The sequence below is a fragment of the Nocardioides sp. REDSEA-S30_B4 genome, from assembly GCF_001627265.1.
Classification (GTDB): domain Bacteria; phylum Actinomycetota; class Actinomycetes; order Propionibacteriales; family Nocardioidaceae; genus Nocardioides.
In genome coordinates this window covers 201814-226740 of the sequence record NZ_LUPI01000008.1, presented here as the reverse complement: position 1 = coordinate 226740, position 24927 = coordinate 201814, and the positions used below count along the sequence as shown (strand labels likewise).

At 72.3% G+C, this 24927-nt stretch carries 29 protein-coding genes; 22 read left to right on the top strand and 7 right to left on the bottom strand.

What is annotated here, in order from left to right:
* Positions 1-51 precede the first annotated feature (51 nt).
* The 11 genes from sufD to A6R01_RS02585 all read left to right on the top strand — a co-directional run bounded on the left by sufD (position 52) and on the right by A6R01_RS02585 (position 9226).
* The gene (sufD, locus tag A6R01_RS02635) at positions 52-1233 is read left to right on the top strand and encodes a Fe-S cluster assembly protein SufD (protein WP_292603265.1); all 1182 of its coding nucleotides are present in this window, start codon (positions 52-54) and stop codon (positions 1231-1233) included.
* Positions 1233-1568 carry a non-heme iron oxygenase ferredoxin subunit gene (locus tag A6R01_RS02630; RefSeq protein ID WP_292603263.1) on the top strand — a complete coding sequence of 112 codons (336 nt, stop codon included), beginning with the start codon at positions 1233-1235 and terminating at the stop codon, positions 1566-1568. Before sufD ends, A6R01_RS02630 begins: the two co-directional genes overlap by 1 nt.
* Positions 1569-1644: 76 nt before the next feature.
* Positions 1645-2403 (top strand): Fe-S cluster assembly ATPase SufC, encoded by a 759-nt coding sequence (gene sufC / locus A6R01_RS02625; protein ID WP_292603261.1) that lies wholly within the window; start codon positions 1645-1647, stop codon positions 2401-2403.
* Positions 2404-2533: 130 nt separating this feature from the next.
* Positions 2534-3790, top strand: coding sequence for a cysteine desulfurase (locus A6R01_RS02620; protein ID WP_292603437.1), 1257 nt, complete (start codon positions 2534-2536; stop codon positions 3788-3790).
* Positions 3790-4266 carry a Fe-S cluster assembly sulfur transfer protein SufU gene (sufU, locus tag A6R01_RS02615; protein WP_292603259.1) on the top strand — a complete coding sequence of 159 codons (477 nt, stop codon included), beginning with the start codon at positions 3790-3792 and terminating at the stop codon, positions 4264-4266. The genes A6R01_RS02620 and sufU overlap by 1 nt, the downstream gene beginning before the upstream one ends.
* Entirely contained in the window at positions 4259-4642 is a 384-nt protein-coding gene (locus A6R01_RS02610; RefSeq protein WP_292603257.1) for a metal-sulfur cluster assembly factor, read from the top strand. Before sufU ends, A6R01_RS02610 begins: the two co-directional genes overlap by 8 nt.
* Before the next feature lie 140 nt (positions 4643-4782).
* Positions 4783-5154, top strand: a complete 372-nt coding sequence (locus tag A6R01_RS02605) for a hypothetical protein (RefSeq protein WP_292603255.1) — start codon at positions 4783-4785, stop codon at positions 5152-5154.
* Between the two features lies 1 nt (position 5155).
* Positions 5156-5827 (top strand): acVLRF1 family peptidyl-tRNA hydrolase, encoded by a 672-nt coding sequence (locus A6R01_RS02600; RefSeq protein ID WP_292603253.1) that lies wholly within the window; start codon positions 5156-5158, stop codon positions 5825-5827.
* Positions 5828-5837: 10 nt separating this feature from the next.
* The gene (locus A6R01_RS02595) at positions 5838-6731 is read left to right on the top strand and encodes an ABC transporter ATP-binding protein (protein WP_292603251.1); all 894 of its coding nucleotides are present in this window, start codon (positions 5838-5840) and stop codon (positions 6729-6731) included.
* Positions 6724-8307, top strand: a complete 1584-nt coding sequence (locus A6R01_RS02590; protein ID WP_292603249.1) for a polyketide antibiotic transporter — start codon at positions 6724-6726, stop codon at positions 8305-8307. The genes A6R01_RS02595 and A6R01_RS02590 overlap by 8 nt, the downstream gene beginning before the upstream one ends.
* Before the next feature lie 10 nt (positions 8308-8317).
* A complete protein-coding gene (locus A6R01_RS02585) occupies positions 8318-9226 on the top strand; it encodes a phosphotransferase (RefSeq protein WP_292603248.1) in 909 nt (302 codons plus the stop codon).
* A gap of 30 nt (positions 9227-9256) precedes the next feature.
* Here A6R01_RS02585 and A6R01_RS02580 read toward each other — a convergent pair whose 3' ends face one another.
* Entirely contained in the window at positions 9257-10162 is a 906-nt protein-coding gene (locus A6R01_RS02580) for a neutral zinc metallopeptidase (RefSeq protein WP_292603247.1), read from the bottom strand.
* An 89-nt stretch (positions 10163-10251) separates the two neighbouring features.
* On the opposite strand from A6R01_RS02580, the gene A6R01_RS02575 reads away from it, so the two are divergent.
* From A6R01_RS02575 to A6R01_RS02565, 3 genes are all read left to right on the top strand, one after another.
* The gene (locus A6R01_RS02575) at positions 10252-11850 is read left to right on the top strand and encodes an ABC-F family ATP-binding cassette domain-containing protein (protein WP_292603245.1); all 1599 of its coding nucleotides are present in this window, start codon (positions 10252-10254) and stop codon (positions 11848-11850) included.
* 74 nt (positions 11851-11924) lie between these two features.
* On the top strand, positions 11925-12737 hold the full coding sequence (locus tag A6R01_RS02570) for an enoyl-CoA hydratase/isomerase family protein (protein WP_292603242.1): 813 nt from the start codon (positions 11925-11927) through the stop codon (positions 12735-12737).
* Positions 12738-12811: 74 nt separating this feature from the next.
* A complete protein-coding gene (locus A6R01_RS02565) occupies positions 12812-14689 on the top strand; it encodes an ABC transporter ATP-binding protein (protein WP_292603435.1) in 1878 nt (625 codons plus the stop codon).
* Between the two features lie 22 nt (positions 14690-14711).
* Here A6R01_RS02565 and A6R01_RS02560 read toward each other — a convergent pair whose 3' ends face one another.
* On the bottom strand, positions 14712-15506 hold the full coding sequence (locus tag A6R01_RS02560) for an SURF1 family protein (RefSeq protein WP_292603240.1): 795 nt from the start codon (positions 15504-15506) through the stop codon (positions 14712-14714).
* 57 nt (positions 15507-15563) lie between these two features.
* Between A6R01_RS02560 and moaA the strand changes: the two genes are divergently transcribed.
* Positions 15564-16562 carry a GTP 3',8-cyclase MoaA gene (moaA, locus tag A6R01_RS02555; protein WP_292603238.1) on the top strand — a complete coding sequence of 333 codons (999 nt, stop codon included), beginning with the start codon at positions 15564-15566 and terminating at the stop codon, positions 16560-16562.
* Between the two features lie 70 nt (positions 16563-16632).
* Here the strand turns inward: moaA and A6R01_RS02550 are convergent, their stop codons facing one another.
* Positions 16633-16854, bottom strand: coding sequence for an acetone carboxylase (locus tag A6R01_RS02550; RefSeq protein ID WP_292603236.1), 222 nt, complete (start codon positions 16852-16854; stop codon positions 16633-16635).
* Complete coding sequence (locus tag A6R01_RS02545; protein WP_292603234.1) at positions 16855-17199, bottom strand: DUF3099 domain-containing protein; 345 nt, start codon at positions 17197-17199, stop codon at positions 16855-16857.
* Between the two features lie 79 nt (positions 17200-17278).
* Here A6R01_RS02545 and A6R01_RS02540 point away from each other — a divergent pair, with 79 nt between their 5' ends.
* The 4 genes from A6R01_RS02540 (at position 17279) to A6R01_RS02525 (ending at position 19719) form a co-directional block, all read left to right on the top strand.
* Positions 17279-17491, top strand: a complete 213-nt coding sequence (locus A6R01_RS02540; protein ID WP_292603232.1) for a dodecin — start codon at positions 17279-17281, stop codon at positions 17489-17491.
* A gap of 120 nt (positions 17492-17611) precedes the next feature.
* The gene (gene fabG / locus A6R01_RS02535) at positions 17612-18337 is read left to right on the top strand and encodes a 3-oxoacyl-ACP reductase FabG (protein ID WP_292603230.1); all 726 of its coding nucleotides are present in this window, start codon (positions 17612-17614) and stop codon (positions 18335-18337) included.
* Position 18338: 1 nt separating this feature from the next.
* The gene (gene fabI, locus A6R01_RS02530; protein WP_292603228.1) at positions 18339-19121 is read left to right on the top strand and encodes an enoyl-ACP reductase FabI; all 783 of its coding nucleotides are present in this window, start codon (positions 18339-18341) and stop codon (positions 19119-19121) included.
* A gap of 58 nt (positions 19122-19179) precedes the next feature.
* Entirely contained in the window at positions 19180-19719 is a 540-nt protein-coding gene (locus tag A6R01_RS02525) for a histidine phosphatase family protein (RefSeq protein WP_292603226.1), read from the top strand.
* Positions 19720-19778: 59 nt separating this feature from the next.
* Here A6R01_RS02525 and serB read toward each other — a convergent pair whose 3' ends face one another.
* Positions 19779-21017 (bottom strand): phosphoserine phosphatase SerB, encoded by a 1239-nt coding sequence (gene serB / locus A6R01_RS02520; protein ID WP_292603224.1) that lies wholly within the window; start codon positions 21015-21017, stop codon positions 19779-19781.
* A 34-nt stretch (positions 21018-21051) separates the two neighbouring features.
* Entirely contained in the window at positions 21052-21813 is a 762-nt protein-coding gene (locus A6R01_RS02515; RefSeq protein WP_292603222.1) for a hypothetical protein, read from the bottom strand.
* 72 nt (positions 21814-21885) lie between these two features.
* Here A6R01_RS02515 and A6R01_RS02510 point away from each other — a divergent pair, with 72 nt between their 5' ends.
* The 3 genes from A6R01_RS02510 to A6R01_RS02500 all read left to right on the top strand — a co-directional run bounded on the left by A6R01_RS02510 (position 21886) and on the right by A6R01_RS02500 (position 24387).
* Positions 21886-22680, top strand: coding sequence for an ABC transporter ATP-binding protein (locus tag A6R01_RS02510; RefSeq protein WP_292603220.1), 795 nt, complete (start codon positions 21886-21888; stop codon positions 22678-22680).
* 20 nt (positions 22681-22700) lie between these two features.
* Positions 22701-23198 (top strand): NfeD family protein, encoded by a 498-nt coding sequence (locus A6R01_RS02505; RefSeq protein WP_292603218.1) that lies wholly within the window; start codon positions 22701-22703, stop codon positions 23196-23198.
* Positions 23199-23259: 61 nt separating this feature from the next.
* Positions 23260-24387: an SPFH domain-containing protein gene (locus tag A6R01_RS02500; protein WP_292603216.1), complete on the top strand. Its 1128-nt coding sequence runs from the start codon at positions 23260-23262 to the stop codon at positions 24385-24387.
* A gap of 63 nt (positions 24388-24450) precedes the next feature.
* On the opposite strand, the gene A6R01_RS02495 is transcribed toward A6R01_RS02500, so the two are convergent.
* A complete protein-coding gene (locus tag A6R01_RS02495; RefSeq protein WP_292603214.1) occupies positions 24451-24900 on the bottom strand; it encodes a hypothetical protein in 450 nt (149 codons plus the stop codon).
* Positions 24901-24927: the final 27 nt, after the last annotated feature.

Below are 24927 nucleotides of genomic sequence, written 5' to 3'. Positions count from 1 at the left end.
CGCTCCCACCTGCACCCCCGACGCCCCAGACGCTAGGAAGACACCCCACACGTGACCGTGACTGCTGACCCCCGCGACAGCGTGGCCTCCGCCCTCGAGGTGGACCACGTGGAGTCCCACCTGCACCCGGTGAGCTCCTTCGACCTCGACGACCACCCGATGCCCACCGGCCGCGAGGAGATCTGGCGCTTCACCCCGCTCAAGCGGCTCGCCGGTGCCCTCGACGACACCCCCGGTGACGCCGACGCGCTGAGCGTGGAGACCATCGGCGACGCGTCGTACGTCGTCGGCACGCTCGCCCCGGGCCAGGCCCCGCGCGGCGTGGCGCTCGTCCCCGACGACCGCGCCTCGGCGCTGGCCTCCAAGCACGCCGGCGACGCCGTGCACGTGAAGGTCCCCGCCGACGCCGAGCTCGCCGAGCCGATCGGTCACCGGGTCACCGGCACCGCCGGCACCCGCACCCACCGCCACACGGTGATCGAGGCCGGCACCCACTCGCGTGCCACCTACGTCCTGGACCACCGCGGCTCGGGCGTGCACGCCGGCAACGTCGAGGTCGTCGTCGGTGACGGCGCCGACCTGACCGTCGTGACCCTGCAGGACTGGGACGACGACGCCGTGCACGTCGGCACCCACGAGGCCGTGGTCGGGCGCGACGCGCGCTACCGCCACATCTCGGTCACCTTCGGCGGCTCGGTCGTGCGCACCAGCGCCAACGTGCACTACGCCGGCCCCGGCGGCGAGGCCGAGCTGCTCGGTCTCTACTTCGCCGACGCCGGCCAGCACTTCGAGCACCGCCTCTTCGTCGACCACAACGCGCCGCGCACCAAGAGCAACGTGGTCTACAAGGGCGCGCTGCAGGGCGAGAAGGCGCGCACCGTGTGGATCGGCAACGTGCTCATCCGCAAGGTCGCCGAGGCCATCGAGACCTACGAGGAGAACCGCAACCTCGTGCTCACCGACGGCTGCCAGGCCGACTCGGTGCCCAACCTCGAGATCGAGACCGGTGAGATCGAGGGTGCCGGTCACGCCTCGGCCACCGCCCGTTTCGACGACGAGCAGCTGTTCTACCTGCGCAGCCGCGGCGTCTCCGACGAGGAGGCTCGCCGCCTGGTGCTGCACGGCTTCTTCCAGGACCTGATCCGCAAGATCGGGCTGCCCGAGCTGGAGGAGAAGCTCACCGCGGCCGTCGAGGACGAGCTGGCGCGCAACGTCGCCGGCAAGGTCCTCTGATGGCGTTCGAGCGCGCCTGCGCCCTGGCCGACGTGCCCGCCGACGAGGCGCTCGCGGTCCAGGTCGGCGAGCACACCGTGGCCGTCACCCGTGACGGCGACGAGGTCTTCGCCCTGCAGGACCTCTGCAGCCACGCCGCGGTCTCGCTCAGCGAGGGCGAGGTCGCCGGCGGCACCCTCGAGTGCTGGCTGCACGGCTCCTGCTTCGACCTGCGCACCGGCAAGCCGACCGGTCTGCCCGCCACCGAGCCGGTGGCGACCTTCCCCGTCCAGGTCAAGGACGGCGACATCTTCATCGACACGACCACCACCCTGAACGGAGTCACCCCCACGTGATTGAGCGCAGCGAGATCACCAACAAGAACAGCGCGCGTGGTGCCTCATGCGTGCCCGGAACGAAGTGAGGACACGCATGAGCAACCTACAGATCACCGACCTCCAGGTCTCCGTCGCCACCGAGGACGGCCCGAAGGAGATCCTCAAGGGCGTCACGCTGACCATCAAGGACGGCGAGACCCACGCGATCATGGGCCCCAACGGCTCCGGCAAGTCGACCCTGGCGTACTCGATCGCCGGGCACCCGAAGTACACCGTCACCGGTGGCTCGGTCACCCTCGACGGCGAGGACGTCCTGGAGATGTCGGTCGACGAGCGCGCCCGCGCCGGTCTCTTCCTGGCCATGCAGTACCCCGTCGAGGTCCCCGGCGTCTCCGTCGCGAACTTCCTGCGCACCGCCAAGACCGCCGTGGACGGCGAGGCCCCCAAGCTGCGCACCTGGGTCAAGGACGTCAACGCCGCCCTCGAGCAGCTCAACCTCGACTCGACCTTCTCCCAGCGCTCGGTCAACGAGGGCTTCTCCGGCGGTGAGAAGAAGCGCCACGAGATCGCGCAGCTCGACCTGCTCGACCCGAAGGTCGCCATCCTCGACGAGACCGACTCCGGCCTCGACATCGATGCGCTGAAGATCGTCTCCGAGGGCGTCAACCGCTTCCGCGAGCGCGACGCCAAGGGCGTCCTGCTGATCACGCACTACACGCGCATCCTGCGCTACATCACCCCCGACTTCGTCCACGTCTTCGTCGACGGCAAGGTCGCGGAGTCCGGCGGCCCCGAGCTCGCCGAGGCGCTGGAGGCCGAGGGCTACGACAAGTACCTGTCGGCGGCGCGATAGGCGGCGCTGCGCTGCGTTGTCGTCGCTCGACGACCGCTCCGCTCCAAGGTCGCCTTCGCTCCTCCGCCTTGCGCAGCACCACTTCTCGCACCGCCGCTCGACAGAAAGGTAGGGACGTCTGATGGAAGGTCTGCTTCCTGACCTCGAGGTCGTCCGCAAGGACTTCCCGATCTTGTCCCGCACCACCCCGGACGGGCGGCCGCTGGTCTACCTCGACAGCGCCAACACCTCGCAGAAGCCGCAGGTGGTCATCGACGCGATGGTCGACCACCTCGAGCGCCACAACGCCAACGTCGCGCGCGCCATGCACCTGCTCGGCGCCGAGGCGACCGAGGCGTTCGAGGGCGGCCGGGACAAGGTTGCCTCGTTCATCGGTGCCTCCGAGCGCGACGAGGTGATCTTCACCAAGAACGCCTCCGAAGCGCTCAACCTGGTCGCCAACACCCTCGCCCTGCCCGGTCCCCGGCAGGTCGGGCCCGGCGACGTCGTGGTCACCACGGAGATGGAGCACCACTCCAACATCGTGCCGTGGCAGATGCTCACCCAGCGCACGGGCGCGGACCTGCGGTGGTTCACCTTCGACGACCAGGGCCTGCTCGACCTCTCGCAGGTCGACGAGCTGATCACCGAGCGCACCAAGGTCGTCACCTTCACCTGGGTGTCGAACATGCTCGGCACGATCAACCCGGTCGCCGAGCTGACCCGCCGCGCCCACGAGGTCGGTGCGATCGTGGTGGTGGACGCCTCCCAGGCGGCTCCGCAGCTGCCGATCGACCTCGCTGCGATGGCGCCGGAGGAGCGGCCCGACGTGGTCGTCTTCACCGGCCACAAGGTCGTCGGGCCCACCGGCATCGGTGTCCTGTGGGGTCGCCGTGAGCTGCTCGAGGAGCTGCCGCCGTTCCTCGGCGGTGGCGAGATGATCGAGACCGTCACGATGGAGCGCTCGACGTACGCCGGGCTGCCCCACAAGTTCGAGGCCGGCACCCCGCCGATCGTCGAGTCCGTCGGGCTCGGCGCTGCCGTCGACTACCTCGCCGCCCTCGACATGGAGGCGGTGCACCGGCACGAGCAGGCCATCACGGCGTACGCGCTCGACGGCCTGTCCGGCGTGCCCGGCCTGAAGGTCCTCGGCCCGCTGGACGCCCGGTTGCGCGGGGGAGCGATCTCCTTCGAGCTCGACGGCGTGCATCCGCACGACGTGGCCCAGGTGCTCGACGTGCGCGGCGTCGCCGTGCGTGCCGGGCACCACTGCGCCCGACCGGCGCACGCGAAGTTCGGCGTGCAGAGCTCGACGCGGATGTCGTCGTACCTCTACACGACGCCGGCCGAGATCGACGCGCTGGTCGAGGCCCTGCACTACACCCGTTCCTACTTCAAGGTGGACTGATGTCTGCGGAGCTGGACTCGCTGTACCAGGAGATCATCCTGGACCACTACAAGAACCCGCACCACAAGGGACTCCGTGACCCCTTCGAGGCCGAGGTGCACCACGTCAACCCGACGTGCGGCGACGAGGTCACGCTGCGCGTGCACGTCGCCGACGGCGTGGTGGCCGACGTCTCGTACGACGCCGTGGGGTGCTCGATCTCGCAGGCCGCGACCTCGGTGATGACCGACCTGGTCATCGGCAAGCCGGTCGAGGAGGCGATGAGCATCCACGAGGAGTTCCTGACCCTCATGCAGGGCAAGGGGAACGTCGAGCCCGACGAGGAGGTGCTGGAGGACGGCATCGCCTTCTCCGGCGTCGCCAAGTTCCCCGCGCGCGTGAAGTGCGCACTGCTGGGCTGGATGGCGTGGAAGGACGCCACCGGCCAATCCCTCGACAGCCAGTCCATCTCGAGCCAGGGAGGCACCGATGACTGACACCACCCACACCCCCGACCACTCCGACCTGCCCAGCGACGTGCCCGCGCCGTCGAGCTCGGCCTCGACGGTGACGGTCGAGGAGGTCACCGAGGCGCTCAAGGACGTCGTCGACCCCGAGCTCGGCATCAACGTCGTCGACCTCGGCCTGGTCTACGGCGTGCACGTCGACGAGTCGTCCAACTGCGTGGTCGACATGACGCTGACCTCGGCCGCCTGCCCGCTGACCGACGTCATCCAGGACCAGACCGACTCCGCCCTGGAGGGCCTGGTCAACGACGTCGCCATCAACTGGGTCTGGATGCCGCCGTGGGGCCCGGACAAGATCACCGACGACGGCCGCGAGCAGCTTCGCGCGCTTGGTTTCAATGTCTGAGGCAGGACGTCACGAAGGACGAGTGACGTCCTGACCCGAAGAGGTCGAGCGAGGGCCACGGCCGAGCCCGCGAGGCCGTGACGCCCGGGTCGAGACCTACAGGTGGTGGTCACAGGGACGGTCAGGCATAGCCTGGCGCGATGACCGTCCCTGACACCGACCCCGTCGAGGAGGCGGTGCGCGCCTTCTGGGACGTCGCACGCTTCCACGCTCGGCTCAACGTCGCTCCGTCGTACTTCGGCCCGACGACCCTGGAGGTCGTGCCGCCGCCGACCTGGTCCTTCGGTGAGGAGCCCGAGGGCGAGCGGCTGCTGGTGGAGGTGCTCTCGGGCGCACGGACCTCGCTGGAGGGCAGCGTCGAGGAGTACGGCGAGGAGCTGCCGGTTCCCGGGTCGCTGAGCATCCTCACCGACTCGGCCGGTCATCCGGTGGCGCTGCTGGAGGTCACCGACGTCGTGGTGGACGCTGGCCGGGTGGTCGAGCACTTCCGGGTCGTCCACCAGAAGTCCTGACGTGCTCGACGCCGGTCTGCTGGTGCCCCCCGACCGGGTCCAGCGGTGGGTCGAGAACTTCCAGGGCCGCCACGGCACGACCGCCCTGACCGTCCTCGATGGCGGGCTCGAGGGATCGGCCAGTGACGGGTCGACCTTCCGGATGGACCTCCCCTTCGCGACGAGGTACGCCGGCCTGCCCGACGCCTCCGCCTTCGCGGCCGCCGCGCGGACAGCCCCGCCGGCGGACTGGGGCGTGCTGCTGGTGCGCAAGGGCGGCTTCGCGATGGCCCGGCTCTCCGGGACGCGCACGAGCGCCAGCAAGGTCGGTCAGCGGCACGTGCAGGGCCGGACCAAGGCGGGCGGCCAGTCGCAGCAGCGGTTCGCCCGGCGGCGCGACAACCAGGCGCGGCAGGCGTTCGAGGCCGCGGCCGACCACGCCGTACGCATCCTCGGAGACCTGGTCGGCCCGGTGGTGACTGGAGGTGACGCCTCGGCGCTCGAGACCGTCCTGGAGGACCCGCGCCTGCGCGCGCTGGAGGTCCTCGAGCGGCGGCTGCCGGTGCCGGACCCGCGCCGGGCCGTGCTGGAGCAGGCCGTTGTCGACGCCTGCTCGGTGGCCGTGACGGTGCACAACAGCGACCGGCCGTCGTGGCCGGGGCGGAGCAGTGCGGACGGCGCCGACGGGCGCTAGCGTGCCGGGCGTGGACGCTCCCATCGTGATCCAGGGCCTGGTGAAGACGTTCGGCAGCACCCGCGCGCTCGACGGCCTGGACCTCGAGGTGCGGGGCGGCGAGGTCCACGGCTTCCTGGGCCCCAACGGGGCCGGCAAGTCGACGGCGATCCGGGTGCTCCTCGGCCTCCTGCGCTCCGACGCCGGCGAGGTCAGCCTGCTGGGCGGGGACCCCTGGCGCGACGCCGCGGCCCTGCACCGACGACTGGCCTACGTCCCGGGTGACGTGAGCCTGTGGCCCAACCTGAGCGGCGGGGAGTGCCTGGACCTGCTCGGGCGGCTGCGCGGCGGCCTGGACCCGGTGCGGCGCAACGCCCTGGTGGAGCGCTTCGGCCTGGACCCCACCAAACGCGGCCGGTCCTACAGCAAGGGCAACCGGCAGAAGGTGGCGCTGGTGGCTGCCCTCGCCGCCGACGTGGAGCTGCTGCTCCTCGACGAACCGACCTCGGGCCTCGACCCGCTGATGGAGGCGGAGTTCCAGGCCTGCGTGCGGGAGTTCCGGGACGCAGGAGGGACGGTCCTGCTCTCGAGCCACATCCTCGCCGAGGTGGAGAGCCTGTGCGAGCGGGTCAGCATCATCCGCGACGGGCGGGTCGTCGAGGCGGGGACGCTCGCTGAGCTCAGGCACCTGACCCGCACGTCCGTGACGGCCGAGCTCGAACGACCGGCCCCCGACCTGGCGGGCCTGCCCGGCGTGCACGACCTCGTGGCCGAGGGGGAGCGGGTGCAGTTCGAGGTCGACACCGCGCAGACCGACGCCGCGCTGGGGGTGCTGGTGCGATCGGGGGTGCGCACGCTCACCGCGCAACCGCCGACCCTCGAGGACCTGTTCCTCCGGCACTACGGGGACGTCACGGATGCCTGAGGTCACCGCCGGCACCGGGACCCTGCTGCGGGCCGCGCTGCGCAGGGACCGGTGGCTCGTCCTGTGGTGGAGCCTGGGCATCAGTGCCCTGTACTGGTCCCAGGCCGTCGGCATCGACGGCCTGTACGCCAGCCAGGCCGAGCTGGACGTGGCCGCCGCCAGCATGGGCGAGAACACCGCGATGATCGCCATGGCCGGCCCCGCCCGGGCCCTGGACACGGTGGGCGGGCAGGTCGCCTGGCAGTCCAGTGCGTTCGGGGCCATCGCCGCCGGCCTGATGTCGATGTCAATCGTCATGCGGCACACCCGCACCGAGGAGGAGACCGGCCGCGACGAGCTCGTCAGGGCCTCGGCCGTCGGTCGTCTCGCCCCCGTGCTGGCCACGCTGCTCGCCGCGCTGGTCGCCAACGTCGCGGTCGGCACCGCCACCGCCGCCAGCCTGGTCGTCTACCCGCTGGCTGCCGCCGACTCGATCGCGCTCGGCCTGGGCCTCACCCTGGTCGGGCTCTGCTTCACCGGCACCGCCCTGGTCGCGGCGCAGGTCTCGGCGAGCGCACGCACCTGCTACGGCCTGGCCGGCCTGGTGATCGGCGCGAGCTACGCACTGCGCGCGGTCGGCGACGTCAGCGCGCCAGCCCTCACCTGGGCCTCGCCGATCGGGTGGTACCAGGGCATGCACGCCTTCTCCGGGGTGCGCTGGTGGCCGGCCCTGCTGCTCGTGGCTGCCACCGCGCTGACGCTGACGCTCGCCTCCGCGCTCCTGCAGCGACGCGACATCGGCGCCGGCCTGCGGGCCGCGCGTCCCGGGCCTGCGCGTGCCGGGCAGCTGCTGTCGGGCCCGCTCGGGTTGGTCTGGCGGCTGCAGCGGCCGACCGTCCTCGGCTGGACCGCCGGGCTCTGGCTGACCGGGCTGGCCTACGGCACCATCGGCGACGACGTGGAGTCGCTCCTCGGCGACAACGAGACCACCGTCGAGCTGATGACCCAGGGGCTGGCGGACCCGGTCGCCGGGTTCTACGCCACCGCCCTGCTGATGCTCGCCCTGATCACCTCGGGGTTCGCGATCAGCTCGGCGCTGCGCCCTCGGGCCGAGGAGGAGGCCGGGCACGCCGAGCTGCTGCTGGCCACGGCCGTCTCGCGGAGGCGGTGGCTGGCGTCGTACGTCGTGGTGACGGTGGGTGGCGTGCTGCTCGTCCTGGCCGCGGGCGGACTCGGCACCGGCATCGGCTACGCGCTGGTGACCGGTGACGGGGGAGCGGTGCTGGAGTACGTCGGTCCCGCGCTGGCCTACGCCCCGCCGGTGCTGGTGCTGAGCGCCCTCGCCCGCCTCGTCCACGGCGTGCTGCCGCGCCTCGGGGTGCTGGCGTGGCTGCCGTTGATCGGCGCCGTCGTGGTGATGCTCCTCGGCCCGGTGCTGAGGATGCCGGGGCGGGTGCAGGGGTTCTCGCCGTTCCACCACCTGCCCGCGATCCCGGCCGAGGACGTCTCGGTGGGCGTCACGCTGGCGCTGCTGGCGGTCGCGACGCTCGTGTCGTTCGTGGGCCAGTTCGCCTTCTGGAGGCGCGACATCGGCTAGCGTCGCCATCATGTGGCAGCCCCAGCCCGGCTGGCATCCGCTCCCGAGTGGCACCTCCATGTCCACGATCGGGGTCTGGCGGGCCGTCGTGGGGGACGAGCCGGTGGCCGTGAAGCGGCTCGCCGCACCCGGCGAGCACGACCCGTCCGAGCTGTCCGACCCGCACCACTTCGCCTACTGGCGACGCGGCGCCGACGTCGTCACCTCCGGGGTGCTGGCCCGCTCGCAGGGGCTGCGACCACCGGTGCGCAGCTACGTCGTCGAGGACGTCGAGGGCATCACGATCACCGAGGACTGGGTCGAGGACTGCGCCGTGAACGGGCTGTTCGCCGCCCACGCCCTGGGCCGCTTCGCCGGTACGCCGGTGCCCGACGTCTCCTGGCTCGCGCGCGACCAGCTGCGGGACCGGCTGCGGCGCACCGAGCGCCGGGGCGGCTGGCCCACGCTGGCCCGCACCACCGTCGCCGACGTCGCCGAGCATCTCTGGACCCGCCGGGAGGTCCACCTCGCGAGCCTCGACGCGTTGCCTCAGGTGCTTCAGCACGGCGACCCGACCCCGTCGAACCTGCCCGGGCGGGAGGGCGACGACGTCGTGGCCATCGACTGGTCCTGCCTGGGCACCGGACCCGTGGGCGGCGACCTCGGCTACTACCTGCTGTCGGCGCGCGAGGCGTTCGACCCGCTGCTCGAGGCCTACCTGATGGGTCTGCCCGACGGCGTCGCGACCGCCGAGGAGGTCGCGCTCGGGGCACGGGTGGTGGCGGTCTACACCGCCCTGTCGCGGGCGGAGTGGGCGCTCTCGCGGGTCGCGAGGGGCGAGGGTGCCCTGGCCGGGAAGTTCCGTCATCCCGCCGTCGCGCCCCACCTGCGCGCGCTGCAGCGGCAGTTCCCGCTCATCGAGGTGCTGATGGCCGGCTGAGGCCGGAGCCCGGCGGCCCGACGGCCGGGGCTACAGCCGTGACGCGGCGAACGTGTCGCAGGCGTCCAGAGAGCCGCGCTCCAGCCCGACGCGGAACCACCGCATCCGCTGCTCGGCCGATCCGTGGGTCCAGGACTCCTCGGTGACCTGGCCCCGGGTGCGCTGCTGGATGCGGTCGTCACCGACGGCCGAGGCGGCCTCGAGCGCGAGCGTGATGTCCTCGTCGGTGAGCTCGCTGATCAGCACCTGGCCCGAGGCGTCCTCGGTGGTGGTGGCCGCGCGGGTCCACATGCCGGCGAGGCAGTCGGCCTGCAGCTCCAGGCGCACCGCGTCGGAGGTCGGCCCCTGCTGGGTGCGCACCCGGGACATGTAGCCGAGCACGTTCTGGACGTGGTGGCCGTACTCGTGGGCCAGCACGTAGGCCTCCACGAACCCGCCGTCCGGCCCACCGAGCTGCCGCTCGAGCACGGAGTCGAAGAAGCCGGAGTCGAGGTAGATGCCGGCGTCGACGGGGCAGTAGAACGGCCCCACGTCCGAGGTGGCGTTCCCGCACCGGGTGGACACCGAGCCCTCGAACGTCGTCAGCGCGGAGATCGCGCGGTAGCGCGAGCCGAGCTCGTCGGACCAGTAGTCGTGCAGGGAGTTCTCGACGCCGACCCGCGCGCAGTCCGCGGAGGAGTTGGCGTCGGCGCCCGAGTCGCACGCGGCGTACCTGTCGGTGTCGTACGACGGGGACGACCCACCCCCGAGGTAGGACACGGCCGCGAAGATCACCACCGCCACGATGACGGCCCCGATCGAGCCGCCGCCGAGAGCGCCGCCGGGCAGACCACCGCGCCCCAACGAGCCGCTCCGACCCAGGGAGCCACGGCCACCGCCGCCACCGGAGTGCCGCGTGCGACCGGTGTCGAGCCGGGCCTTGGTGTTGAACCGCACAGAGCCTCCTTGGCGTCGTGGTGACGGCATCGTGGTGACGGGCCGACGAATCGCTCGAGGCCCTGCCGCGAGCCTAGAATCGCACCACCATGATCACCGCACACCAGCTGGAAGTCCGAGCCGGCGCGCGACTGCTCATGGAGGACGTCAGCTTCCGGGTCGGACCGGGCGACAAGGTCGGTCTCGTGGGCCGCAACGGCGCCGGCAAGACCACGCTCACCAAGATCCTGGCCGGTGAGGGGCTGCCCGCCTCCGGGCAGGTCACGACGTCGGGCGACGTCGGCTACCTCTCGCAGGACCCGCGCACCGGCGACCCCGAGGTGCTCGCCAAGGACCGCATCCTCTCGGCCCGCGGCCTCGACGCGGTCGTCGCCAAGCTGCGGCGCGCGGAGGAGGAGATGGGCTCCGACGACCCGGCCGTGCGGGAGAAGGCGATGCGACGTTATGCGCGCGCCGACGACGAGATGCACGCCGCGGGCGGGTACGCCGCCGAGTCCGAGGCCGCCACGATCGCCGCCTCCCTCGGCATCGAGGAACGCATCCTCAGCCAGCCGCTGAAGACCCTCTCCGGCGGCCAGCGCCGTCGTGTCGAGCTCGCGCGCATCCTCTTCTCCGGCGCCGAGGTGCTGATCCTCGACGAGCCGACCAACCACCTCGACGCCGACTCGATCATCTGGCTGCGCGACTTCCTCAAGGCGCACTCCGGCGGCTTCATCATCATCAGCCACGACAACGACCTGCTCGCGGCCACCGTCAACAAGGTGATGCACCTCGACGCCAACCGCTCGGTCATCGACGTCTACAACATGGGCTGGAAGCACTACCTCCAGCAGCGCGAGACCGACGAGGTCCGCCGCCGGCGCGAGCGGATGAACGCCGAGAACAAGGCCAAGACCCTCACCGACCAAGCCAACAAGATGCGCGCCAAGGCCTCCAAGGCCCAGGCCGCCCAGTCGATGCTCAAGCGCGCCGAGAAGATGCTCGAGGGCGTCGAGGGGGAGCGCGCCTCCGACAAGGTCGCCCGGATCGCCTTCCCCAAGCCCGCCGCCTGCGGCAAGACCCCGTTGACGGCCCGCGAGCTGTCGAAGTCCTACGGCTCGCTGGAGGTCTTCACCGGCGTCGACCTGGCCATCGACAAGGGCTCGCGGGTGGTCATCCTCGGGCTCAACGGCGCCGGCAAGACCACGATGCTGCGGATCCTCGCGGGCGTCGACCAGCCCGACACCGGCATGGTCGTGCCCGGGCACGGGCTCAAGGTCGGCTACTACGCCCAGGAGCACGAGACGCTCGACACCTCGCGCACCGTCCTGGAGAACATGCAGTCCGCGGCGCCGCAGCTCACCGACACCGAGGCGCGCAGCGTGCTCGGGTCGTTCCTGTTCTCCGGCGACGACGCCCACAAGCCGGCCAAGGTGCTCTCGGGCGGCGAGAAGACGCGACTCGCGCTGGCCAGCCTGGTCGTGTCCAGCGCCAACGTGCTGCTGCTCGACGAGCCCACCAACAACCTCGACCCCGCCTCCCGCGAGGAGGTGCTCGCGGCGATCCGCTCCTACGAGGGAGCGATCATCCTGGTCACCCACGACGAGGGCGCCGTGCACGCCCTCGAGCCCGACCGGGTGCTCCTGCTGCCCGACGGTGACGAGGACCTCTGGAACGACGGGTACGCCGACCTCGTCTCGCTCGCCTGACCGACCCCGGTGCGAGAGGGGCCGGGCGGCGACCGGTGGGGCCGCCCACCCGGTTGGTTCCTAGACTCCCGGACATGACGCCCACCGCCGTACCCCGTCCCGATGCGCAGGAGCTGGCCGCGGCCGGGCTCGCCCTCTCCGTCGAGGGGCCGGTCGCGACCGTGACCCTGGACCGCCAGGAGGTCCGCAACGCCCAGACCCCCGCGATGTGGCGGATGCTCGCCACGCTGGGGGAGTCGCTCGTCACCGACGACGCGGTGCGCGTGGTCGTGCTCCGGGGTGCCGGCAGCACGTTCTCGGCCGGCCTGGACCGGGCCATGCTCGACCCGGCCGGGGCCGGCGACGGCGTGGAGACCGTCGCCTCCCTGCTGGCCCTCGACGACGCCTCGATGTCGGCGGTGATCGACGACTACCAGCGCGGCTTCACCTGGCTGCGCGACCCGCGCATCCTCTCGGTCGCGGCCGTGCAGGGCTACGCCGTCGGCGCCGGCTTCCAGCTCGCGCTCTCGTGCGACATGCGGGTGCTGGCCGAGGACGCCCAGCTGTGCATGAAGGAGTCGGCGCTCGGGCTCGTCCCGGACCTGACGGGAACAAAGCCGCTGGTCGAGGCCGTTGGGTACGCACGAGCACTCGAGATCTGCGTGTCGGCCCGCATGGTCGGCGCCGCGGAGGCCCTGCGGATCGGGCTGGCGCTCGAGGTGGTGCCGACCGAGGCGCTCGACGACACCATCGCGGGCCTGGTGCAGGCCCTCACCTCGGCCGCGCCGGACGCGGTCCGCGAGACCAAGGCGCTGATGCTCTCGGCGGCCGCCACGCCGCTGGAGGACCAGCGTCGTCTCGAGCGCGAGGCCCAGGCGCGGCGCTTCCGCGCCCTCGCCGGGGGCTGAGCCGGGGGGACCGGTCCCTCGAGGCCCGTGCCCCACCGGGACGGCTCACAACAGCAGGAGGACACGTGTCGGGGATGATGAACGCCGGGGCCGCCTGGCGGCACCTGCGCTCGGACCGCAGCGCGCTCGACAAGCGCGTGGGCCGAGCCACCCTGCGCCGGGTGCTCGGCTTCGCCGTGCCGCACCGCCGCACCATCTCGGTGTTCCTCGCGCTCACCGTGGTCGACGCCAGCCTCGTGGTGGCCTCGCCCCTGCTGGTCCAGCGCATCGTCGACGACGGCATCCTGGACGGCAACCGGTCGTTGGTCGCCTGGTTGGCGCTGGCCATGGCCGGTCTGGCGGTCTTCACCGCGGGCATGAGCATCCTGCTCGCCTGGCTGTCGGCCCGGATCGGCGAGGGGCTGATCTACGACCTGCGCACCCAGGTCTTCGGGCACGTGCAGCGTCAGTCGATGGCGTTCTTCACCCGCACGCAGACCGGGGCCCTGGTCAGCCGCCTCAACAACGACGTCATCGGCGCCCAGCGTGCCTTCACCAGCACCCTGTCCACGACGGTGTCCAACGCAGTGGCCGTGCTGGTCGTCGGGATCACGATGCTGGCGCTGAGCTGGCGGGTGACGCTGCTGTGCCTGGCGCTGTTCCCCCTGCTCATGGTGGCCTCGAAGTGGGTCAGCACCAGGCTGGCCGGACTGACCCGGCAGCAGATGGACGGCAACGCCGACCTCGGCAACATGATGACCGAGCGCTTCAACGTCGGTGGCGCCCTGCTGCTCAAGCTCTTCGGCCGACGCGACGAGGAGGACGAGGCCTTCGCGTCCAAAGCCGGCCGGGTGCGCGACCTCGGTGTCCGCATCACCCTGACCACCCGGGTCTTCGGCGCCGCCATGCTCGCGGTGCCCGCGCTCGCGACGGCCCTGGTCTACGGCGTGGGCGGTCAGCTCGCCATCTCCGGGACCCTGTCGGTCGGCACCCTGCTCGCGCTCGCGACGCTGCTGCTGCGCCTGCTCGGGCCGCTGCAGGGCCTCTCGAACGTGCGCATCGACGTGATGACCGCGCTGGTCTCCTTCGAGCGGGTCTTCGAGGTGCTCGACCTGCCGTCGCTGGTCCAGGAGAAGGACGACGCCGTCGACCTGCCCCGCACCGCCGGCCGGCTCGAGCTCGACAGCGTGGACTTCACCTACCCCGGTGCCGACGAGGTGTCGCTGCCCTCGTTGGAGGGCGTGCAGCGTCCCGACGTCTCCAGTCCCGGGGGACCGGTGCTGCGCGACGTCTCCTTCGTCGCCGAGCCCGGGCAGATGGTCGCGCTGGTCGGGCCGTCGGGGGCCGGCAAGACCACGGTGACGCACCTGGTCGCCCGGCTCTACGACGTCACCGCCGGTGCGGTGCGCGTCGGAGGTGTCGACGTGCGCGACGTGTCGCTGCAGTCGCTGGAGGACGTCGTCGGCTACGTCACCCAGGACGCCCACATGTTCCACGACACCATCCGGGCCAACATGCTCTACGCGCGTCCCGGGGCGGACGACACCGAGATCTGGCGAGCCCTGGAGGCCGCCCAGGTGGCGGCCCTGGTCCGGCGGCTGCCCGAGGGCCTCGACACCGTCGTCGGGGACCGTGGCTACCGGCTGTCCGGCGGTGAGCGTCAGCGGCTCGCGATCGCGCGCCTGCTGCTCAAGGCCCCGAGCATCGTGGTGCTCGACGAGGCCACCGCCCACCTGGACTCGGAGTCCGAGGCTGCCGTGCAGCGTGCCCTGGACGCCGCGCTGGAGGGGCGCACGTCGCTGGTGATCGCGCACCGTCTCTCCACCGTGCGCGACGCCGACCTGATCCTGGTGCTCGAGGACGGTCGGATCGCCGAACGCGGCACCCATGCCGAGCTGCTCGCCCGGGGTGGGCTGTACGCCGACCTGCACCGCACGCAGTTCCTCGACGACACCTCGGACGCACCGGCCTGACCGGCCCCGACCCCGGCCGCGCTCAGTCCGCAGCGGAGGGAGCGGCGCCCGGCGTGCCGCGCGAGCTGCGCCGCGGCCGCTGGCCGCGTGGACCGCGACGGCGCTCGTCGTAGGCGAGGTAGCCGAAGCCGAACACGGCCAGGACGCCGAAGAACCACCACTGCAGCCCGTAGAAGAAGTGCGGGCCGTCGTTGAGCTCGGGCAGCTCGACCGGCTCCAGCGCGGTGGCGGGGGCCGGGTCCTCCGAGCGCAGCTCCACGAAGCCGCCGTAGACCTCGCGGTCCAGCGCCTCGCCCACCTTCTCGCTGTCGATCGCGCGCGTGGACCGGTTGCTCACGGTGGTGCTGTCGCCGGAGCCGTCGGCTCGGACGTAGCCAGACACCGTGACCGTCCCGGACGGCGGAGCGGGCACGTCGTCGGGCTCGGCGGTGCCGGCGTTCTGGGTGCGCAGCCAGCCGCGGTCGACCAGCAGCGAGGTCCCCGAGTCGGTCACCAGCGGCACCACCACGTCGACGCCCGCGATGCCGTCACGGGTGCGGTAGCGGACGATGACCGTGTCCTCGACGGCGTACTCCCCGGTGGCGGTGACGACCCGCCACTCGTCCGCCTCGCGGACCTCGCGGCCCGGCGCCAGGACGTCCGCGACGGGCGCCGGCTCCTGGGTCTCGTTGGCGCGGATGATCGCGTTGTCCGACTGCCGCTCCTCGAGCCGGTCGAACTGCCACTCACCGAGCCACCAGGCACCCCAGGACAGCAGGGCGACGGCGAGGGCGAAGAGCAGCCACCGCCGCGACAGCAGGAAGCCGAACGAACGCACGCCCCGAGGCTAGCGAGCCGCCGGGAACCCTCAGGCACCGGCCGTATGCTTGCGGCCATGGTCACCCGCCCCCTCGCCGACCGCTTCGGCCGAGTCGCGACGGACCTGCGGGTCTCGCTGACCGACCGGTGCAACCTCCGCTGCAGCTACTGCATGCCCGCCGAGGGCCTCGACTGGCTCCCGGGCGAGCAGGTCCTCACCGACGACGAGGTGGTCCGGCTGATCAGGATCGCCGTGGAGCACCTCGGTGTCGACGAGGTCCGGTTCACCGGGGGAGAGCCGCTGGTGCGACGCGGCCTCGTCGACGTCGTACGCCGGACGCGGGCTCTGGGCGAGCACCTCAACCTGTCCGCCACGACCAATGCGCTCGGGCTCGCGAGGACGGCCACGGCGCTGGCCGGGGCGGGCCTGGACCGGGTCAACGTCAGCCTGGACACGGTGCGGCGCGACACCTTCGAGACCATCACGCGGCGCGACCGCCTCAACGACGTGCTCGAGGGGCTGGCCGCCGCCCGTGACGCCGGGCTGGGCCCGGTCAAGGTCAACGCGGTCCTGCTGCGTGGGGTCAACGACGACCAGGCGGGCGAGCTGCTGCGGTGGTGCCTCGCGGAGGGCTACCACCTGCGCTTCATCGAGCAGATGCCGCTCGATGCCCAGCACGGCTGGCACCGCGAGGCGATGGTGACCGCCGACGAGATCTTCGCGCTCCTCGAGCGCGAGTTCGTGCTGGCCCCGGCCGCCGAGCCGCGCGGCAGCGCGCCCGCCGAGCTGTTCACCGTCGACGGTGGACCGGGCACGGTCGGGGTCATCGCCTCGGTCACGCGCCCGTTCTGCGGCGACTGCGACCGGGTCCGACTCACCGCCGACGGGCAGGTGCGCAACTGCCTCTTCGCGCGCGAGGAGTCCGACCTGCGCACCGCCATGCGCGAAGGCGCCAGCGACGAGGAGCTCGCCGACCGCTGGGTCGTGGCCATGCGCGGCAAGGCCGCCGGCCACGGCATCGACGACGAGACGTTCCTCCAGCCCACCCGGCCGATGTCCGCCATCGGCGGCTGAGCCGCACCCCCGACCGCCTGACCGCTGTCGAGCCGGCGTGTTGATACGCCGGTTCGGCATGCGGGCCGGGTCAGACGGTGTGGTCGGCGCCCTTCTCGTGCTCGACGACGTCACGGATGAAGCCGCGGGACCCCAGGAACGACCGCAGCGACTCGAGGTGGTCCGGGCACGCGAGCCAGGCCTTGCGGCGCTCGGGCGTGTGGATCTTCGGGTTGTTCCACAGCAGCGCGTGCGTGGCCGCCGCGCGGCAGCCCTTGCCGGAGCAGACGTCCGGCTCGTCCAGCGCGCCCACTCAGCGCTCCGAGGACACGCCGAGGGGGCTCTGGGAGGAGCCCGAGCCGCCCAGGACCCGGTGGGTGAACGCGGCGTCGCGCAGGTCGTAGTCCTCCATGCGGGTGGCCCGGACGTTGGCCAGCACCACCGCGATGTAGGGGAGCACCAGCGCGCCGGCGATGAGGATGGGCCACAGCCAGTCGATGCCGGCCAGGCCGGCGACGACCGCGCCCACGAAGCAGGCCGAGCGCAGGCTCATCGAGAGCAGGTAACGACGTTGCCGGCGGCGCAGGTCCTCGTGCGGGCTGGGCGCCGCGGAGGTGATGCGGACCGCGGTGTCGCGGTCCTCGCGCTGGCGTGCCATGCGTCGATCCTACGGGGGCGCCGGTCGACGCCCGAGGCCTCGCGGGGTGAGGAGCGCCGCACGGGAGTAGGGTCGGCGCGTGACGAACCGCACCTACCGCATCACCGAGATCGTCGGCACGTCCCCGGACGGGATCGACCAGGCCATCCGCAACGGCATCGAGCGCGCCGCCCAGACGCTGCGCCACGTCGACTGGTTCGAGATGACCCAGGTCCGTGGCCAGGTCAAGGACGGCGCCGTCGAGCACTTCCAGGTGGGCCTGAAGATCGGCTTCCGCCTCGAGGACGACTGAGCGACGTCGCCTCCACCGCCGGTCGACGACGGGTCGACCGGCTCCGCCGCGGTGCCCGTGACGCGCGCTGCTGGGACGCTCATTTCGGGTACCCCTCGGTAATCACTAGCGTCGATCCGCGTGAGCGACGCACCAGTTCCCGAGCCCCGTTCGGTCCTCGTGACCGGAGGCAACCGCGGCATCGGCCGCGCCATCGCCGAGGCCTTCCTCGCGCAGGGTGACAAGGTCGCCGTGACCACCCGCAGCGGCGGCGCCCCCGAGGGCGCCCTCGACGTCCGCTGCGACGTCACCGACCCCGACGCCGTCGAGGCGGCCTTCGCCGAGATCGAGGCCGCGCACGGTCCGGTCGAGGTGCTGGTGGCCAACGCCGGCATCACCGCCGACACGCTGCTGCTGCGGATGAGCGAGGGCGACTGGTCCTCGGTGCTCGACACCAACCTCACCGGCTCATTCCGACTGGCCAAGCGGGCCTCGAAGGGCATGCTGCGCCTGCGGCGCGGCCGCATCGTCTTCATCTCCTCGGTCGTGGGCCTCCTCGGCTCGGCCGGGCAGGTCAACTACGCCGCCTCCAAGGCCGGCCTGGTCGGCATGGCCCGCTCGATCGCGCGGGAGCTGGGTTCGCGCTCGATCACCGCCAACGTGGTAGCGCCGGGCTTCATCGAGACCGACATGACCGCGGTGCTCAGCGACGAGCAGAAGGACACGATCAAGTCGCAGGTGCCGCTGCAGCGGTACGGCACCACCGACGAGATCGCGAGCACGGTGCTGTGGCTGACCGGCCCCGGCGCGACGTACGTCACCGGGGCCGTGATCCCCGTCGACGGTGGACTGGGGATGGGGCACTGACATGGCAGGGATTCTCGAGGGCAAGCGGATCCTGGTCGCGGGCGTCACGATGGACTCCTCGATCGGCTTCGCCACCGCCAAGGTGGCCCAGGAGCAGGGCGCGACGGTCCTGATCTCCAACTTCGGTCGGGCACTGGGCATCACCCGCCGCATCGCCAAGCGGCTGCCGGTCGAGCCGGCCGTGCTCGAGCTGGACGTGACCGACCCCGATCACCTCGAGCGGCTCCCGGAACTGGTCCGCGAGCACCTCGGTCCCGATGCCGGGCTCGACGGGGTCGTCCACTCGATCGCCTACGGCAACCCCGAGACCCTGCTGGGCGGGAAGTTCCTCGGCGGCCCGTGGGAGGACGTCGCCCAGGCCGTGCAGGTCTCGGCGTACTCCCTGAAGTCGCTGGCCACCGCCTGCCGCCCGCTGATGGGCCAGGGCGGCTCGATCGTCGGCCTCACCTTCGACGCGACCGTGGCGTGGCCGGCGTACGACTGGATGGGCGTGGCGAAGGCCGGTCTCGAGTCGTGCTCGCGCTACCTCGCCCGCGACCTCGGCCCCGAGGGCATCCGCGTCAACCTGGTCTCCGCCGGGCCGCTGCGCACGCTGGCGGCCAAGGCGATCCCCGGGTTCACCGAGCTCGAGGACATGTGGACGACCCGGGCGCCGCTGGGCTGGGACAACACCGACCAGGAGCCCACCGCCAGGGCCGTCTGCGCCCTGCTGTCGGACTTCTTCCCGGCCACGACCGGCGAGATCGTCCACGTCGACGGCGGCTTCCACGCCATGGGCGCCTGAGGCCGACGGCCGGCACCCCGCTGTTGAGCGGGGCCCTCCGGCCTGGGAGATTGGGCCCGTGCCCGACAACGCCCGCAAGGACACCCCGCGTCGCATCGTCGTGATGCGCCACGCCAAGGCCGAGCAGCACGGCCCCTCGGACTTCGACCGCCACCTCGCCGACCGAGGCGTGGAGGAGGGGGCGATGGCCGGACGCTGGCTGGTCGAGCAGGGCTTCGAGCCCGACCACGTGCTGGTCTCGGCGGCCCTGCGCACCCGCGAGACCTGGGCCGCGGTCGCCGACGGCGCCGGCTGGGACGCCGACACGATCGAGACCGACGAGAACGACACGCTCTACGAGGCCGGTCCCGAGACCGCCCTGGACCTCGTCCGCGAGGTCCCCGAGGACGCGGTCGCGCTGCTCGTCATCGGTCACAACCCGACGATGGGCTACCTCGCCCAGCTCCTCGACGACGGCGAGGGCGACGAGGAGGCCTCCAACGCCCTGGTCATGGGCTACCCCACCAGCGCGATGACGATCTTCGACCTCACCGGTGACTGGAGCGACCTCGACGAGCAGGGCGGCACCGTCGTCGCCCACCACGTCCCGCGCTCCTGACCGCCGAACCGGCGCAACCTTCCGGAAGGACGCGCCCGTTCGGAATGTCGGCGGGGGAGTCAGACCGGGGGAGCAGGGGTGGTGACGCCGGCCGCGCTGTCGGCGGCCTCGATCTCCTCGCGGGAGATGCCCAGGAGGTACATGATCGTGTCGAGGTACGGCACGTTCACGGCCGTGTCCGCGGCGTCGCGGACGGCCGGCTTGGCGTTGTAGGCGATGCCCAGGCCGGCGGCGGCGAGCATGTCGAGGTCGTTGGCGCCGTCGCCGATGGCGATCGTGGACGCCACGTCGACGCCGACCTCGGCGGCGAACTCCCGCAGGGCCGCGGCCTTGCCAGCCCGGTCCACCACCTGGCCGACGATGCGGCCCGTCAGGCGGCCGTCGACGATCTCGAGCTCGTTGGCGCGGGCGAAGTGGATGCCGAGGTCGACCGCCAGCCGGTCGGTGATCTGGCTGAAGCCGCCGGAGACGATCGCGAAGCGGTAGCCCAGCCGGCGCAGGGTGCGCACCATGGTGCGCGCGCCCGGCGCGAGCTGGATGGAGTCGTAGACCTCGTGCAGGGCGGAGGCGGGCACACCCTCGAGGAGCGCGACCCGCGAGCGGAGCGACTCCTCGAAGTCGAGCTCGCCGCGCATCGCCCGCTCGGTGACCTCCGCGACCTCGGCCTCGCAGCCGGCGTGCGCGGCGATCATCTCGATGACCTCGCCCTGGATCAGCGTGGAGTCGACGTCCATCACGATCAGGCGCATGCCGCGACGCAGCAGGTCGGCGGGCTGGACCGCGACGTCGATGCCCTGCCGGGCGGCCTCGGCGGCCAGCTCCGCGCGCAGCGCGTCAGGAGCCGCGCCCGAGACGTGCAGGTCCAGTGCGGTGACCGGGTAGCGCGCCATCCGCTCGATGCGGTCGATGTTGGCGCCGGCATCGGCGATGCGACCGGCCACCGCGGCCATCGCGGCAGCGGTGAGCGGGGTGCCGAGCACGGTGACGTGCGCGCGTCCGTGCGAGGGCTGGCTGGTGTCGCCGCTCCCCGGCTCCACCTCCAGGGTCATCGACAGCTCGTCCGCCGTCGCTTGGAGGTCCTGGCGCAGGCTCTGGACGTCGTCGGGGGCCGTCACCAGCAGGCCGAGGATGAGCCGACGCCGCAGCACGATCTGCTCGAGGTCCACGACCTCGACCCCCGCCCTGCCCAGGGTCGCGAAGACCGCCGAGGTGACGCCGGGGCGCTCGCGGCCGGTCAGCGTGACCAGCAGGGTGTCGGGTCGGTGGGCCCGGTCCGGGGCGCTGTCAGAGGTGCTCATCGCGGCACGAGGCTATCGGTGGCCGCTCCCGTGCTCACGCGGGCGGCCAGACCTCGGGCGAGCAGGCCGCGACGAGGGCGCGTCGTGCCGCTGCCCCCAGCGGGAGGATCGCCTGCTCTCGGCGCGTGATCTCGTGCAGGCTCAGCGCCCCGCCGTCGTCCTGAAGGGCGAGCTCGACGACCTCCAGCGCGTGCAGGGCGCGGGCGGCGAGGGAGACGCAACGCTCGGGCACGCCCGGCGGCGCGGCCAGCGGGTCGCGGTGCCGCAGGTCGGTGAGCCGGTCGGCGACCTCGGGGCGCCAGCGCGCCACGTCGAGCGCCGCGAGCGCGTCGGCGCTCCGGAGCAGCGCCGAGCGCAGGCCGCGGTCGGCCTCGCCGACGTCGGGCAGCTGCCGGCGTACGCCGCGGTGCGCGACCCACGTCGTGGTCGGCCCCACCCGCTCGGGCACCAGACCGACCGCGGACCCGTCCTGCAGCAGCACCACGACGGCCTCCCCGGCCTCGATCGCCGCGTGGTTCAGGTCGGGGGGCCCGCCCAGGCCGACCGGGTCGCCCTCGACGGGGAACGCCGCGCCGAACGAGGCGACCCCCTCGGCGCGCAGCCGCGCCAGGCCGCCGAGCAGGGTCTCGGAGACGTCCTCCGACCCGCCGAGCCCCAGGCCGGCCAGACCGGCGACGGCGTGGGTGACGTCGTCACCCACGACCTCGTCGAGCAGCAGGTCGGTGACCACGTGACCGGCCAGCCAGGCGGTGCCCCACCACGCGAGGCGTGCGGAGGCGGGCAGCGACGAGGTCACGGCGGCAGAGGCTACGCGCACGACCCCGGCGGGGGAGCGCCGACCGGGGTGGCGGCTCGTTAGGGTGACGCCATGGCTGCGGTTCTCGAGCTCGTCGACGTCACCGTGCGCCGTGGGGACTCCGTCCTCCTCGACCGGGTCAGCTGGACCGTGGAGGAGGACGAGCGCTGGGTGGTGCTAGGTCCCAACGGTGCGGGCAAGACGACCCTGCTCCAGATCGCCTCGGCGCAGCTGTTCCCCACCCAGGGGTCGGTGGAGGTGCTCGAGGAGCGGCTCGGGTCGGTCGACGTCTTCGAGCTGCGCCCGCGCATCGGCCTGACCAGCGCCGCGCTCGCCGAGCGGATCCCCCGGCACGAGACCGTCCACGACGTGGTGGTCTCGGCGGCGTACGGCGTGCTGGGCCGCTGGCGGGAGATGTACGACGACCTCGACCACGACCGTGCCGAGTCCCTGCTGCGCGAGCTCGGCGCCAAGCACCTGGCGCCGCGGACCTTCGGCACGCTGTCCGAGGGGGAGCGCAAGCGGGTCCAGATCGCGCGGGCGCTGATGAGCGACCCCGAGCTGCTGCTCCTCGACGAGCCCGCTGCCGGGCTCGACCTCGGCGGCCGCGAGGACCTCGTCTCGACGCTGTCGATGCTGGCCTACGACCCCGACTCGCCCGCGACGGTGCTGGTCTCCCACCACGTGGAGGAGATCCCGCCCGGGTTCACCCACGCGCTGATGCTGCGGCAGGGCCGTGTCGTGGCCGCCGGGTTGCTGGACCAGACGGTCACCGAGCAGAACCTGTCGGCGACCTTCGGCATGCCGTTGACCGTGAGCCACGACGAGGGCCGGTGGGCGGCGCGACGGCGCACCCGGGCCCGTTGACCGCCTTGTAGGGTCGGGTCATGGACTGGCTGAACGACCACGCGTGGGCCGCCTGGCTCGGGCTCGCCGCGATGTTCGGCGTGGCCGAGATGTTCAGCCTCGACCTCATCTTCCTGATGCTCGCCGTCGGTGCGATGGGCGGCGTGGTCGCCGGCGCCTTCGACGCACCGCTGGCCCTGCAGGTGCTCGTCGCGCTCGGTACGTCGCTGGCGACCCTCACCCTGCTCCGACCGCCCCTGGTGGCCCGCCTGCACGGTGGCCCCGACCTGCGGCTCGGCACCGGCAAGCTGATCGGCACCCAGGGCGTGGTCACCGCGCAGATCACCGGCACCGAGTCGGGCCGGGTCCGCCTGGCCGGGGACGTCTGGTCCGCCGCCCCCTACGACGAGCACCTCGTCATCGAGCCCGGCCAGACCGTCGAGGTGCTCGAGATCCGCGGTGCGACGGCGTACGTGCACCCGACCGGCGCCCCGTTGCCGCCGGCGCCGCCGGTGCCCCCGGCCGGCCCCACCCCCTGACCCCCGACCGATCTCGGCGTTCCCGGGATCGCCCCCCCGTCCGTCCACACGAAGGAGCACCATGGGTCTCGCGATCCTGATCCTGCTCGCACTGATCTTCCTGTTCGTCCTGACCGTCCTGGCCAAGACGATCCGGATCGTGCCGCAGGCTCGGGCCGGCATCGTCGAGCGGTTCGGCAAGTACCGCACCACCCTCGACCCCGGCCTCAACGTCGTCGTGCCGTTCATCGACAAGGTCCGCTACGTGATCGACATGCGCGAGCAGGTCGTGAGCTTCCCGCCGCAGCCGGTGATCACCGAGGACAACCTCGTGGTCTCGATCGACACCGTCATCTACTTCCAGGTCACCGACCCGGTGGCGGCGACCTACGAGATCGCCAACTACATCCAGGCCATCGAGCAGCTGACGATGACCACGCTGCGCAACATCGTCGGTGGCATGGACCTCGAGGAGACGCTGACCTCGCGCGAGTCCATCAACGGCGGACTGCGCGGCGTCCTCGACGAGGCGACCGGCAAGTGGGGCGTGCGCGTCAACCGCGTGGAGATCAAGGGGATCGACCCGCCGCCGTCGATCAAGGACTCCATGGAGAAGCAGATGCGCGCCGACCGTGACAAGCGCGCGGCGATCCTCACCGCTGAGGGTGACCGGCAGTCGGCCATCCTCACCGCGGAGGGCAACAAGCAGTCCGCGATCCTCAACGCCGAGGGTGAGCGGGAGTCCTCGATCCTGCGCGCCCAGGCCGACCGTGAGGCCGCGATCCTGCGGGCCCAGGGTGAGGGGCAGGCCATCCAGACGGTCTTCCAGGCGATCCACGACGGCCGCCCCGACCAGTCGCTGCTGGCCTACCAGTACCTCCAGATGATGCCGCAGATCGCGCAGGGCGACGCCAACAAGGTGTGGATCGTGCCGAGCGAGATCGGCAAGGCGCTGGAGGGCCTCGGCTCGACGATGAACAACCTGCAGGGCATCCCGCAGGAGACCTCCGGCCCCGCCAAGCGGGTCGACATGGGTCCCAGCGAGCCGGCCGTCCCGGCCAGCGGGAAGTCCTCGGCCGACGACGCGGTCCAGGCCGCGATCAAGGAGGCCCAGGCGGCGGCCAACCCGCGCCGCGGCTCCGGTGGCTCCAGCGCCGCCGGTGGCACGGAGCAGTCGGGCCCCGCCGGCGGGGAGGACCCGCTCAGCTGAGCGCACCGGGACGCACGACGGCCCGCACCCCCAGGGGTGCGGGCCGTCGTCACGTCCGAGCGGTCAGCCCTTCTTCGCGGCCTTCTTGGCGCTCTTCCTCGCAGCCTTCTTGGCGGCCTTGGCCTCGGCCTTGGTGACCGTGGCCGCCTTCGACCCGCCGCGCACGACGAGGCCGAGCAGGCCGGAGAGCACCGCACCGCCGGCCACGCCGGTCATCATCATCCCGGCCTTGGCGTCGATGCCGTCGGCCTTCGGGCCGACGTAGCCGGCGTAGGCGTCGGCGCCGTCGACGCCCACACCGAGCAGCACCAGGCCGGTGCGGCCCTTGCCGGACGCCACGAGCGTCGCCGCGCCCAGCGCGATCTCGCGGGCACCGAAGAGACGGGTCATGAACGCGGTCTGCGGGTTCGCCGCCACGTCGAGGCCGAAGGCCTTGGTCACCATCGTCGGGTTGGCCACCGAGGCGGCGCCTATGATGATGCGGCCGAGGGAGAGTCCGGTCACAGGGTTCATGCAGCGACCATAGCGATGACGGCCAGC

Coding starts and splice junctions, on each gene's coding strand:
- A6R01_RS02630 (WP_292603263.1), top strand. CDS start 1,233: ATGGCGTTCGAGCGCGCCTGCGCCCTGGCCGACGTGCCCGCCGACGAG.
- sufC (WP_292603261.1), top strand. CDS start 1,645: ATGAGCAACCTACAGATCACCGACCTCCAGGTCTCCGTCGCCACCGAG.
- sufU (WP_292603259.1), top strand. CDS start 3,790: ATGTCTGCGGAGCTGGACTCGCTGTACCAGGAGATCATCCTGGACCAC.
- A6R01_RS02610 (WP_292603257.1), top strand. CDS start 4,259: ATGACTGACACCACCCACACCCCCGACCACTCCGACCTGCCCAGCGAC.
- A6R01_RS02605 (WP_292603255.1), top strand. CDS start 4,783: ATGACCGTCCCTGACACCGACCCCGTCGAGGAGGCGGTGCGCGCCTTC.
- A6R01_RS02590 (WP_292603249.1), top strand. CDS start 6,724: ATGCCTGAGGTCACCGCCGGCACCGGGACCCTGCTGCGGGCCGCGCTG.
- A6R01_RS02585 (WP_292603248.1), top strand. CDS start 8,318: ATGTGGCAGCCCCAGCCCGGCTGGCATCCGCTCCCGAGTGGCACCTCC.
- A6R01_RS02575 (WP_292603245.1), top strand. CDS start 10,252: ATGATCACCGCACACCAGCTGGAAGTCCGAGCCGGCGCGCGACTGCTC.
- A6R01_RS02570 (WP_292603242.1), top strand. CDS start 11,925: ATGACGCCCACCGCCGTACCCCGTCCCGATGCGCAGGAGCTGGCCGCG.
- A6R01_RS02565 (WP_292603435.1), top strand. CDS start 12,812: ATGATGAACGCCGGGGCCGCCTGGCGGCACCTGCGCTCGGACCGCAGC.
- moaA (WP_292603238.1), top strand. CDS start 15,564: ATGGTCACCCGCCCCCTCGCCGACCGCTTCGGCCGAGTCGCGACGGAC.
- A6R01_RS02545 (WP_292603234.1), bottom strand. CDS start 17,199: ATGGCACGCCAGCGCGAGGACCGCGACACCGCGGTCCGCATCACCTCC.
- fabI (WP_292603228.1), top strand. CDS start 18,339: ATGGCAGGGATTCTCGAGGGCAAGCGGATCCTGGTCGCGGGCGTCACG.
- serB (WP_292603224.1), bottom strand. CDS start 21,017: ATGAGCACCTCTGACAGCGCCCCGGACCGGGCCCACCGACCCGACACC.
- A6R01_RS02510 (WP_292603220.1), top strand. CDS start 21,886: ATGGCTGCGGTTCTCGAGCTCGTCGACGTCACCGTGCGCCGTGGGGAC.
- A6R01_RS02505 (WP_292603218.1), top strand. CDS start 22,701: ATGGACTGGCTGAACGACCACGCGTGGGCCGCCTGGCTCGGGCTCGCC.
- A6R01_RS02500 (WP_292603216.1), top strand. CDS start 23,260: ATGGGTCTCGCGATCCTGATCCTGCTCGCACTGATCTTCCTGTTCGTC.
- A6R01_RS02495 (WP_292603214.1), bottom strand. CDS start 24,900: ATGAACCCTGTGACCGGACTCTCCCTCGGCCGCATCATCATAGGCGCC.